This is a genomic window from Cognatishimia sp. WU-CL00825 (assembly GCF_040364665.1).
Taxonomy (GTDB): Bacteria; Pseudomonadota; Alphaproteobacteria; order Rhodobacterales; family Rhodobacteraceae; genus Cognatishimia.
Genome location: NZ_BAABWX010000001.1, coordinates 110,879 through 122,618 on the forward strand (window position 1 = coordinate 110,879; position 11,740 = coordinate 122,618).

An 11,740-nucleotide genomic window follows, 5' to 3' on the forward strand; every position below is an offset into this window, starting at 1 on the left:
TCTTACTCAGCCCAATCGCGCAGCGGCTCAAAGCCACGGCTGCGCGCGGCATCCAGAAACGCGTTCAGTACTTCTCCAGCAGGCAGACCCGCCTCTTCGTTACGCGCAACCCAGTCGCCTGCGAGGTCAGGCAACCCAGCAGCCCAGGCCTGACGATCTGCATCGCTTAGGGTCGATACATTGGCCCCTTCTGCAATCATCAACTCCATGAATTTGGCTTCGCGGCCAGCAACCTGATCAGCAACCAACGTGCTGTATTCACCGCCCAGCTCTGTCAGCACGTCTTGCACATCTCCGGGCAAACTATCCCAAGTGTCATTGTTGATCGTCAGCGCGCCGGTGATCGGCCCGCCCATATCAACCAAGGTAATATACGGGGCAACTTCGTGAATTTTGAACGGAAACATACCGTTGGTCGTCATGACAGCGCCGTCGGCAATACCAGTCGAGATGTTGTTGTAGAATTCCGGAAACGCCGCATCGACAGCAATTGCCCCGGTGCCATGCAGCCAGTTTGCAACCGCACCCGCCGCAAGCAACTTCATCCCGTTCAAGTCTTCGATCGAGTTGATCGGCTCTTTGGTGATCAGGTGGTATGAGCCATCCGCCATCGCCCCGAGGAACCGCTGATTGTAGCTATCCCACTGCTCGTTCATGGCCGGCACGGTTGCATGCAACTCGTTGCCAATTTCGGTCAAAGCGTGAACATCGCCCACCAGAAACGGGGCATAAAAGTGCACGTTCTGCAGAGGCAGGTTTGCCGGTTCAAAGATGGTGCCGACCCAGGCCAAATCGGCCAGTCCAATCTCGACGCCTTCCAACGCGTTTGGCGCGTTAAACAATGCGCCCGCATAGGCTTCTGTCCAGGCGATCTGATGATCGCTTCCCTGTGCGGCAAGCCGCTTGTTTGTTTCCGGCACCACATGGTTGGTGATGACCTCAACCCATGGTAGAACCGGAGGGTGACTTGACCCGGCTGTCATGCGGATCGTGTCTGCGAATGTCACAGTGGATGATGCTGCCAAGCAGACAGCAGCCCACAGGTGTGTTCCTTTGAGTTTCAACATTTTCTCCTCCCAAAAAGTCTTTATGCGGATTTCTCCGCGTTTGCTCAGATCATTGCCAGGTGTTTCCCGACCAGCTGACGGATCCACCGTTCAGCCATTTACGGCCTTCCGCATATAGCTCTTCAACGCGGTCGCCTTTCAGGCCGGGCATGTTCTTTTCAACGTCGTAACCCACCTTCGTCTGGATGTAGGCCAGATGGCGGTAGCCGATTGGAAACTGCTCAAGCAGCGCCTGATCAAGGACCAGTTCCGCGTTTGGATCAACGGCATCCAATCGGTCTTTTTCGTAGATCGGTTGGCGCAGACACATGCCCCAAACGCCATCGCGTTTTTCCAGAAAATCATAGAAGCGACCGGTGCAGACAACGTCACAAGAGACGCCATGAACATCACCGCGCTGCGAGATGGTCATCTTGGTTTGCGTCACGGCGCGATTTCCTTGAATTTCGGCGTTGAACCCGCCCAGAAAGTGCAGAATGGATACGCCGCGCTTCCAGCCTTCCTTGTTCATTGCGATGAATTCATCGGCTGTGCCTTGTGTCCATGTGGCCATCATGCGCCCGTCGTCATGCCAGACTGTGCGGAATTTTTCCCACATTCCGGCATCGCGCCAGATGGCCCAATTATCGATGAGCTGCCTGAGTTCCAGGCGATCCAGAAGATCCTGTTTCACGTCCAAATTCCTTTCAGTTAGAACGGCGTTTTCCGACCGCCACGTTCGATTGTCAGCCACCGTGTCTGGGTAAAGGTCTCGACTGACCAACGCCCGCCATGACGCCCCATTCCGCTGTTTTTCACGCCCCCGAAAGGCACAGTCGGCTCGTCATAAATCGTTGTATCGTTGACATGCGCCATGCCGCTTTCGATGCGATGTGCCACACGCAGACCACGCGCTTCGTCACGGGTCATCACCGAGGCCGATAGCCCGTATTCGCTGTTATTAGCCAAGGCGATCGCTTCGTCTTCGCCGTCGGCAAATATAATATTTGCAACCGGTCCAAAGACTTCTTCGTGGAAGATATTCATATCAGGCGTCGCACCAGTGATCACTGTTGGCTCAAAGAACAACCCATCGCGCTTGCCGCCATGTTCCAAGGTAACGCCCTGTTCCAACGCCTGCGCAAGGCGCTGGTCGACGGCCTCGGCTTGCTTTTGGTTAATGATCGGGCCGATCTGGTTTTCCAACTTGGTCGGATCCCCCAGGTTCAGTTCTTTGGTGGCCGCGATGAATTTTGTCAGGAACGCGTCGGCCAGGGACCGGTCCACAATGATCTTTTCCGTGGCCATGCAGATTTGTCCCTGATGGAAAAACGCGCCGAACCGTGCTGCACTGATCGCCCGATCAAGATCCGCGTCATCCAGAACCAGAAGAGAATCCTTACTGCCCAGTTCAACACAGGCCTTTTTTAGCAATCCGCCCGCCGTCGCGGCTATTTGCTTTCCCACAGCGGTCGAACCGGTAAAGCTGATGGCCTTGACCAACGGATTGACGACCAACTCGTCACCCACTTCGGCCACGCGGTCTCGTGAGCAGGTCACCACGTTTAGAACACCCGGTGGCATCCCGGCCTCTTCGAATACTTCAGCCAGCATCAAGCCGCCGGTGATCGGAGTTTCCTCGGAAGGCTTCAACACGATCGTGTTGCCAACCGCCAGAGCGACACCAAGCCCCCGGCTGGACAGCAAAAGCGGCACATTCCACGGAGAGATGACCGAAATCACCCCCAACGGCGAGCGTTCAACCTGACTGACCTTGTGACTTTCAGATCGCAGTGTTTCGCCCATAACCGAATAGGCCTCGGCGGCGGCGGCGCGGTAAACCGTGGGGGCATAGTTGATTTCAAACATGCTTTTGCGCACCCAACCGCCGCATTCAGCGGTCAGGGCAGCAATAAACTCGTCGCGACGACGTTCCAGCACGTCAGCCACGCGGTTCAGCAAAATCGCGCGTTCCGTGAATGGCAATGCGGCCCAGGCAGGTTGCGCTTTAGAGGCCGCGCTAATGGCAGCGGCGGCATCCTGACGCCCAGCATCGGCAACCACTCCCCAAACCGCGCCGGTAGCAGGGTTTAGCACCTCGAAGGTTTTCCCGTCATGGGCTTTCACCCATTCACCGCCGATCGGCATGCCTTTTGTAGCAAATCGCGCGCTCAGCTTCTGATTTTTCATTAGTTCGTCAAGTGACAAAACAGGCCTCCCAATCAATGTTTAGAGCAGCGACGGCCACGGTATGTGCCTCCGCTGAGTTCATTTTCGTGATGCAAGCTTCAATGTGGGGATGTGGGCATCCACGTCTTTCCCCACAAACAGCCGTGCATAATCAAGCGTTGCATTCGAGTGTTCGCGCATGACCATTTCCGCGCGCATTGCATCGCCACGCATGATCGCGTCATGGATGACCGCATGCTGCGCATGGCCGATCGACATCCGCAAAAATTCGCCATCCAGACGGTCTGTGCGGGATGCAACAGCACCCAACTCGGCGAGTGGCAGATGTCGGATGCGATCATAGGCCATCATGATATATTCGTTTCCGCATTGCTCCATGATGGTCGTGTGAAACAGCGTGTTCGCCGTCTGATAGTCTTCGACATCACTGATCGACGCAGAATTCTTAGCAACGATGGCTTCGGTCAGCCGCAGGGAATGTGAAAAAGCGCGGCGGGCTTCTTCTGACGCGCCATTGGTGGCCATATAGCCGGCAGCGGTGCCCTCTAAAACGCCGCGTGCCATCAGTATCTTTTCGACATCACCGAGTTTGACTTCGCGCACTGTGTAGCCACGTCCGGGACGTTTCTCGACGAGACCGGTTGACTCAAGGCGCGCTAGCGCAAGTTTGGCCGGGGTTCGCGAAACTCCCAGCATTTGCGCGACCACGACTTCGGAAATCTTTTCTCCAGCCCCAATTTCACCTTCTAGGATCAACTGCCTTAGCTCCGATAGGACCCTTTGCTCTGCATCCGCCATGTCTGGCCTCCTGATATCAACTGCATGCATTATGGGATCCATTTTAGGGTTAACGGCGGGGATATTGAAGGGATATTGGCATTATTGGATTCTGTCAATAAATAATGCATCCATTATGCCAATAAATTTCCCCTATTGACACTTGATAGACTTTAATGGATCCATAATGGCGAACTATGGAGGTGCTGATGAACCATTTTTCCTACAAAGCAGGGGCCGCTCGAATCGAATTTGGGCGTGGAAGCTTTGCGCGGTTGCGCGATCTAGTGTCGGATTTGGCCTGCAATAGAGCTGTTGTTTTGGCGACGGCGCAGCAGACCGAAATCGCCCAAAGCGCTCAGAATCACCTCGGACCTACTGCTGCGGGGCTCTATGCTCGTGCCGTTATGCACACACCCGTCGAGGTGACAGAAGACGCTGTGGCCTACTGCGATTCCGTCCAAGCTGATTGTCTTATTTCAGTTGGCGGGGGATCAACGACCGGGCTGGGAAAGGCCATATCCTACCGGACAGGATTGCCGCATATCGTTGTTCCCACGACCTATGCGGGCTCGGAAGTTACGCCCATTTTGGGGCAGACCGAGGGTGGTTTGAAAACCACGATCAACGACCCCAAGGTTTTACCGAATGCGGTGATTTACGATCCGGAATTGACCGATTCCTTACCGCTAAAAATGAGTGTTGTCAGCGGGTTGAATGCAATGGCACACGCGGCCGAGGCGTTATACGCCCAAAACCGCAACCCCATTTCAACCGTGCTGGCCACCGAGGGGCTTTCGGCGATGAAAGACGGGCTGGCTCTGATTGCAACCGACCCCAACTCCAAGCCAGGGCGCGACGCCGCGCTTTACGGCGCTTGGCTTTGCGGGACCGTTCTTGGCCAGGTCGGCATGGCTCTACATCACAAGATTTGCCACACGCTGGGCGGCTCTTTCAACATGCCGCACGCCGAAACCCACGCGGTTATGCTGCCACATACAATCGGCTACAATGCGCAAGCCGTGCCGGAATTGTTAAAGCCGATCGCACGGGTGTTTGACGGAGAACCGGGGCCAGCCCTCTTTAACTACGCAAAATCGATCGGGTCCCCTGTCGCGCTCAAAGACTTGGGTTTCAACGAGGCCGACCTTGATCGGGCCGCATCAATCGCCACAAGCAATCCCTACTGGAACCCGCGGCCGTTTGATGAGGCTAGCGTGCGGGAGATGCTTCAGAATGCATTTGACGGCGCAGCTCCACCCCATGCAACCGAATAGTCCGAACTGAGACAACGAGGATCCCGAAATGGATGAACATGAATTTGGATATTTCACCGAAGAAAACTCGGTCGAAGTTGTTACCAACCGTAATAAAACCGCACAGAACCCGCGTCTGAAACAGGTGATGGAGGTCATCACACGAAAGCTGCATGAAGCTGTTAAAGAGATTGAGCCGACGGACGAGGAGTGGATGCATGCGGTCCAGTTCCTGACGAAAACCGGCCAGATCTGCGATGACTACCGTCAGGAGTATATCCTGCTTTCGGACATTCTGGGAGTCTCGATGCTAGTGGATGCAATCCAAAGCCGTCGACCTTCTGGTGCCACGGAAAACACGGTGCTGGGCCCATTCCATGTGGGTGATGTTCCGGAAATGGAGATGGGGTCAAATATCTGTCTTGACCAAAAGGGCGAGCCGATGTTCGTCCACGGCTTTATCCGTGATCTTGACGGCAACCCGTTGTCAGGGGCGCGCATTGATGTGTGGCAGGCCAATGACGAAGGCTTTTATGACGTGCAGCAGCGTGGCGTTCAGCCCGATTTCAACCTGCGCGGAGTGTTCCACACGGGCGAAGATGGACGGTATTGGTTCAAAGCCATCAAGCCGAAATACTACCCCATTCCCGATGATGGGCCGGTCGGTCAGTTGTTGGGACTTCTCGGGCGTCACCCCAATCGCCCTGCACACTTCCACTATCTGATCACGCTTGATGGGTATCAGAAACTGACAACGCACATCTTTGATCCCGATGACAAATACATCCATTCGGATGCGGTGTTCGGCGTCAAGGAGAGCCTGATGGCCGAATTCAAACGCGTCGATGACCCCGCCAAGGTGCAAGAGCATGGCTTTTCAGACGTCTACTATGACGTCGAATACGACTTCGTTCTCGCACCAAAAAAGGACAAGGAAACTGTCGCATGACAAACATACTTTTCATTTATGGCAGCCTTCGCAAACAGTCTTCCTCAAAAGCATTGACCAAAGCTTTGGCGGAACGGCTTGGCGGCCAATGTCACGTCACGATCGCCCAGATCGGCGACTTTCCGCACTTTAATTCGGACGTAAAGCCCAATAGCGCAGTCTCCACCTTTATTGACCAGATCGCGGCGGCCGATGGCGTCGTCATTGTCACGCCTGAATACAATTACAGCGTGCCAGGTCCCTTGAAAAACGCCATCGACTGGGCATCGCGCCCTGCGCTGAACTCGGTTTTCAAAGGCAAGCCGGTGTTCGTAATCTCAGTTTCGGCGGGCGCGTTGGGTGGTGTGCGTGCACAGGCGCATTTAAAATACATCCTTAATGGTATGCTCGCACAGGTTTTTCCCTCCCCCGAAATTGTCGTGGCCCATTCTGTGGCAGCGGTGGAAGACGGGAAATTCACCAACGATGCGACATTGGATTTCGCCTCCGAGAATCTGCGCGGTTTCCTGGACCTGCTTGGGGCAAGTGAAAATGTTCCGGCTTAACCGATCATTTAAGCATCACGACACAGTTGTTCAAACCTCGACGGACCTTTGCATTGCCGGCCCTTACATTGTCAAAACAAGATGGGAGATCTTCTAAATGCATGATGGAAAAACATATATCGTGACTGGTGTTGCTTCCGGCATCGGTGCCGAAACAGCACGCATCCTGAAGGAAAGCGGCGCAACAATTATCGGCGTGGACCGAAACGAGACCAACGCCGTCGATCAGTTCTACAAGGCTGATCTGGGTGATCCGTCTTCTATCGACGCGCTTGTCGAAATGTTGCCATCCGGTGTGGACGGGCTGGCCAATATCGCTGGCCTGCCGCCAACCATGCCCGCCAAAACGGTTCTGAAGGTCAACCTTTACGGGCTGCAACGCCTGACACTTGGCTGTCTACCCAAATTCGCCGATGGCGCTTCGATTGTAAACTTGGCCTCGCTGGCCGGGTTCGGCTGGGCCAACTCGCTTCCTCAAATCAAAGAGACTTTGGATTTGTCCCTGGGCGACAATCTCGACGGTTTTTGTGACGAACAGGGTCTCAGCGCGGATACCAGCGGCAGGTCCTACTTTCTGAGCAAAGAGGCGTTGATCGTCTGGACCATGGCCAATCGTTGGACCTGGCGGGATCGGGGGATCACCATGAATTGCGTCAGTCCGGGGCCAGTTGACACGCCCATCTTGGGGGATTTTCTGAAAACACTCGGCACGCGCGCCGAGGAAGACATGAAAGTCATGGATCGCCCCGGAACGCCGCAGGACGTGGCACCGGTCGTCGCATTTGCCCTGAGCGAACACGCCAAATGGTTCCGTGGCGCAAACCTGACAGCGGATGGCGGGATGTCAAACCACATCCTGTCAAACATTCACAAATTTTAAAGGAGCTTCCAATGGCAAAACTTGGTGAAGACCTCATCGGAACAAGTGGGATTGCTCCCTTTTTTAAAGTCTCGAATGCGGATGAGGTGTCGATCGACGCACCGGAAAACAGGCTGGGCGAGGCGTTGCGCACGTGGGTGCGATCCCTCAGCGGATTCCAGAAAGAGGCGCTGGTGCGCTCTGCAAAGACAGGCGACACATGGCGTCTTGTATCGGATGAGGGGCCGTATCTGAATGGGCATGACGCCGCCCCTTGTCCCTTGGCGTTCCTGTCCAGCGGGATGGTCGCAAGCTACATGAATGAGATCGTCGCGCTTGCCGATATTCAGGGTGTAGAGATCAGGAAGCTGCGTCTCATTCAAAACAACTACTACACGATGAAAGGCTCGATGCCCAAGCGCACGATGGTCGGTGGTGCCGATCCGGTCGAATTGGTCGTAGAGATCGACTGCGACCTTGATGACGGCGCGCTGACGCAATTCCTGATGAATGCGGTTCACGCATCGCCTTTAAACGGGCTGATGCGCGGCAAACTTGAAAGCCTCTTCAAGCTTGGCAAAAATGGCAACTCCCTGCCAACCGCAAAGGTTGAAGAACTGGACGCACCTCTGTTCCCGGATCCTGGCAACCATTTCGCCAAGGCGAAAGAAACGTCAAGCGATCTGACCATGATGGAGCCCATCGGGCTGACGCCGAAAAAGAACGTGTCTGGCGGCACAGCCAGCGCGGCAGGCAGCCTGGCTGCAGAACAGGATCGCCGCCTGAACATCGGCGCGATTGCAGAGTTGCGAGAAGACGGCATCAAAGACATCCAGCAAATGCAATATTCACCCTATGGAACCTCGTTTAGGTTCCTCAGCTCGGAAGATGGCCGTGCGCCGGATGCCAATTCGCTCATCAGTGCCGGAATCGGGTTCTGCTTCATGACGCAATTTGGGCGGTTCGTGTCGATGCTCAAGCTTGATCTACCCGACTATCGGATCGTTCAGGATACGCATTTTGGTCTGGGCGGGGCATCAGGGGGAACTGGCAAAGCTGGCACCGCTGAACCTATTGAAACGCATGTGTATCTGCATACCAGTGAAAGCGATGAAACCGCTCAGGAAATGCTCGATATCTCCGAACAGACCTGCTTTCTGCACGCGTTTTGCCGCACAGATTTGAAGACAAAGCTGAAAATCACGCGGGTCTAGTTGACTGACAGCACGCCGAAATCGTCACCCAAACAAGGAACGAAAATGACAAACCCCTGCATCATCTGCGTCGCCATCACGGGATCGTTGCCGACAAAAGCGGACAATCCAGCTGTGCCCATTTCAATTGCGGAACAAGTGGAAAGCACCCAGGAGGCGTTTGAAGCAGGGGCAACAATTTGCCACGCGCATGTGCGCAATCCCGATCAATCTCCCAGTTCAGATCCCGAGAAGTTCAGCCGACTTAAGGAAGGTTTGGAAAAGCACTGCCCGGGGATGATCATCCAGTTTTCCACCGGCGGGCGTTCGGGCGCGGGTCAAGAGCGTGGCGGAATGCTTGCATTGAAACCAGACATGGCATCCTTGTCTGTCGGATCAACCAATTTCCCGACACGGGTTTATGAAAATCCTCCTGCCCTGGTGGACTGGCTTGCGGGCGAGATGAAAAGCCATGGGATCAAAGCTGAAGTCGAAGCATTTGACCTGAGCCATATTTTTCGCGCAGCCCAGATGCACCGGGAAGGTTTGATTTCGGGGCTTCCTTATGTGCAATTCGTGATGGGGGTTAAAAACGCGATGCCTGCAGATCGCGAGGTTTTTGATTTCTACGTCGCGACCACTAAGCGTCTGTTCGGTGAAAAAACACCGTGGTGTGCGGCGGGTATTGGACCCAACCAGATTACCCTGAATGATTGGGCAATTTCATCTGGTGGGCATGCAAGGACCGGACTAGAAGACAACGTTAGGCTTGATCGGACAACTCTGGCACCATCCAACGCCGCCTTAGTTCAACGCGTCGTGCAACTGTGCGAATCCTACGGACGCTCCGTGGCATCAACCAGCGAAGCGCGCGAGATCCTTGGATTGACCACCCTTTGACAACAAACCCATGGTTCCCAAATAGGCCGGCCTCATCCTTGCCGGTCGTCAATATTCAAGTTGGCCGATCACCTGCGAACCAAAAAATTGGATCAATGGACCCCGCCGGCTCCTATCAGGACCAGAAGCCAATCCGAGCTGTGCGCTCACATGGGGAAGGTAGCATTGCCATGTCATCAAAAAAACAGGGCTTCATGCATATTCCGCGAACTGGCGCTTTGTTCGCATGCTTGATCTTAACCAAACCCAACTTGACCTAGTCTGATGCCACATCTCAAGCGACGACATTTTCCAGACCAGCCTGCAACAACAACTCTTGCACCACCGCATCCACACCATCCCGTATCTTTAGGTTGGTAAACAGAAACGGCCGTCCGCCGCGCATTTTTTCTGCATCGCGCGCCATGACCTCCAGCGACGCCCCGACATAGGGCGCAAGGTCGATCTTGTTGATGATCAGCACATCAGAGCGCGTCAGGGCAGGGCCGCCTTTGCGCGGAATTTCTTCGCCCGCCGCCACATCAATCACATAGACCGTGATGTCGGCCAATTCGGGGCTAAAGGTGGCCGACAGATTGTCGCCACCACTTTCGATTAAGATAATCTCAACCTCTGGATGGCGTTGCTGCATCTCAGCGACAGCCGCCAAGTTGATCGAGGCATCCTCGCGAATGGCCGTATGCGGGCAGCCGCCGGTTTCCACGCCAATGATACGATCACCGGGCAGAATTTGCATGCGTACCAGCGCCTCGGCATCTTCTTGGGTGTAAATGTCGTTGGTGATCACTCCGATCGAGAAGTGATCTTTCAAAGCCTCTGACAGACGTGCGGTCAAGGTGGTTTTACCAGCCCCGACGGGGCCGCCAATGCCAATGCGCAAAGGGCCGTTCATTTTGGTCATGATTGAAAAAGCCTTGGTTCCAGTGTTTCGTGCTGCATTGCGGCAATATCAGACAGAAACGCCGAGCTGCTGATATCGGTTGGGTCGATGTTTGCTGCGATCTGCGCCACCTCGACACAGGCAGGGCCAAGCTGCGCTAGCACTCGCTGTGCCGCGGTCTGTCCCAGGGGCATCAACCGTTGCGCCGCCGCCGTCAGGTTTGACAAGAAAGCCTGCAAATACAGGGTTACCGCCGCCTCGGGGTCAAGTTTTACCAGCTGCGCGGCATGGCCCAGGGCAACGGGGAACACATGGGGCGCAAGCGTCAGGCCCCAAACCTCTGCAGTCACCCGCACAAAGGCCGCGCCTTGGCGCTCGCTTTCGCGCAACCGTTCGCGCGCCGGCGCAAAGGCGCGTGCCATTGCGTCCAAATCTTGCACTGCCGCGGCGTCCGGGGCGCGATAGGCGCACCAAATCCAAGCCGCATCAGATTTGCCGCTGCCATGGCGCAAAATATCGCCCAGCCAGGCCTGCAAACTTGCCGCATCCGACACCCACCCCTTGGCAATCGCGCTTTCCAACCCGTGGGAAAAGGCAAATCCCCCCACGGGATAGGCAGGTGACAACCATTGCGTCAGGGTCAAAAGCCGTGGATCCATTGCAGCACTAGTGGGCATGGGCCGTCGCCACATGTTCGTGACTATGGGTGCGCCCATGGCCATAGGCCCCCCCTTCGGGGGTGAACGGTTCGACAGCCTCGGTTACGGTTGCGCCAAGATGCTCCAACATATGGCGAATAACCCCGTCGCGTTGGATCACCAACCGCGCCGCTTCGATCTGACATGGCGTATGACGGTTGCCAATATGCCAAGCCAACCGGTGCAGGCTGGCCCCGGTGACAATCAAAACATCTTCGGCCGCCGCCCGGATTTCCACCCGGCGCCCATCGGCCAATTCCAGCGTATCACCGTGATTCAGCGATGTGGTTTGTTCCAGATCCACCACAAAAGCCCAGCCGCCGCTGGTCACCAGTCGTTTGCGTCGCAAAAAGCGCCCATCATAATCCAACGTCACAAAAGCCTCGGCGGCCCCATGGCTATGACGATGCAGTTTCTGCGCAAGGGGAAGGTCAGTCATATATTGGC

Annotated in this window: 13 protein-coding genes; 6 read left to right on the top strand and 7 right to left on the bottom strand. The window is 55.4% G+C overall.

Translation table 11 applies throughout. The annotated features are described in order from the left end of the window. Positions 1 to 2: 2 nt before the first annotated feature. From ABXG94_RS00515 to ABXG94_RS00530, 4 genes are all read right to left on the bottom strand, one after another. Complete coding sequence (locus ABXG94_RS00515) at positions 3 to 1,067, bottom strand: C4-dicarboxylate TRAP transporter substrate-binding protein (RefSeq protein ID WP_353531691.1); 1,065 nt, start codon at positions 1,065 to 1,067, stop codon at positions 3 to 5. 49 nt (positions 1,068 to 1,116) lie between these two features. Beyond that, the gene (locus tag ABXG94_RS00520) at positions 1,117 to 1,740 is read right to left on the bottom strand and encodes a nuclear transport factor 2 family protein (protein ID WP_353531692.1); all 624 of its coding nucleotides are present in this window, start codon (positions 1,738 to 1,740) and stop codon (positions 1,117 to 1,119) included. A gap of 17 nt (positions 1,741 to 1,757) precedes the next feature. Then, a complete protein-coding gene (locus ABXG94_RS00525) occupies positions 1,758 to 3,236 on the bottom strand; it encodes an aldehyde dehydrogenase family protein (protein ID WP_353531693.1) in 1,479 nt (492 codons plus the stop codon). Positions 3,237 to 3,314: 78 nt separating this feature from the next. After that, complete coding sequence (locus ABXG94_RS00530) at positions 3,315 to 4,034, bottom strand: GntR family transcriptional regulator (RefSeq protein ID WP_353531694.1); 720 nt, start codon at positions 4,032 to 4,034, stop codon at positions 3,315 to 3,317. 188 nt (positions 4,035 to 4,222) lie between these two features. Between ABXG94_RS00530 and ABXG94_RS00535 the strand changes: the two genes are divergently transcribed. From ABXG94_RS00535 to ABXG94_RS00560, 6 genes are all read left to right on the top strand, one after another. After that, entirely contained in the window at positions 4,223 to 5,290 is a 1,068-nt protein-coding gene (locus ABXG94_RS00535; protein ID WP_353531695.1) for a maleylacetate reductase, read from the top strand. 28 nt (positions 5,291 to 5,318) lie between these two features. Further along, entirely contained in the window at positions 5,319 to 6,218 is a 900-nt protein-coding gene (locus ABXG94_RS00540) for an intradiol ring-cleavage dioxygenase (protein ID WP_353531696.1), read from the top strand. Beyond that, complete coding sequence (locus tag ABXG94_RS00545; protein ID WP_353531697.1) at positions 6,215 to 6,763, top strand: NADPH-dependent FMN reductase; 549 nt, start codon at positions 6,215 to 6,217, stop codon at positions 6,761 to 6,763. The genes ABXG94_RS00540 and ABXG94_RS00545 overlap by 4 nt, the downstream gene beginning before the upstream one ends. A 97-nt stretch (positions 6,764 to 6,860) precedes the next feature. Beyond that, the gene (locus ABXG94_RS00550) at positions 6,861 to 7,643 is read left to right on the top strand and encodes a coniferyl-alcohol dehydrogenase (protein ID WP_353531698.1); all 783 of its coding nucleotides are present in this window, start codon (positions 6,861 to 6,863) and stop codon (positions 7,641 to 7,643) included. An 11-nt stretch (positions 7,644 to 7,654) separates the two neighbouring features. Further along, complete coding sequence (locus ABXG94_RS00555) at positions 7,655 to 8,836, top strand: OsmC family protein (protein WP_353531699.1); 1,182 nt, start codon at positions 7,655 to 7,657, stop codon at positions 8,834 to 8,836. Between the two features lie 45 nt (positions 8,837 to 8,881). Beyond that, complete coding sequence (locus ABXG94_RS00560; protein ID WP_353531700.1) at positions 8,882 to 9,715, top strand: 3-oxoadipate:acetyl-CoA acetyltransferase; 834 nt, start codon at positions 8,882 to 8,884, stop codon at positions 9,713 to 9,715. 274 nt (positions 9,716 to 9,989) lie between these two features. Here the strand turns inward: ABXG94_RS00560 and ureG are convergent, their stop codons facing one another. The 3 genes from ureG to ABXG94_RS00575 are packed head-to-tail and all read right to left on the bottom strand — an operon-like array spanning position 9,990 to position 11,732. Beyond that, complete coding sequence (gene ureG / locus ABXG94_RS00565; RefSeq protein ID WP_353531701.1) at positions 9,990 to 10,616, bottom strand: urease accessory protein UreG; 627 nt, start codon at positions 10,614 to 10,616, stop codon at positions 9,990 to 9,992. Further along, positions 10,613 to 11,272: an urease accessory protein UreF gene (locus ABXG94_RS00570; protein ID WP_353531702.1), complete on the bottom strand. Its 660-nt coding sequence runs from the start codon at positions 11,270 to 11,272 to the stop codon at positions 10,613 to 10,615. Before ABXG94_RS00570 ends, ureG begins: the two co-directional genes overlap by 4 nt. Next, positions 11,262 to 11,732, bottom strand: coding sequence for an urease accessory protein UreE (locus ABXG94_RS00575; protein ID WP_353531703.1), 471 nt, complete (start codon positions 11,730 to 11,732; stop codon positions 11,262 to 11,264). Before ABXG94_RS00575 ends, ABXG94_RS00570 begins: the two co-directional genes overlap by 11 nt. Positions 11,733 to 11,740: the final 8 nt, after the last annotated feature.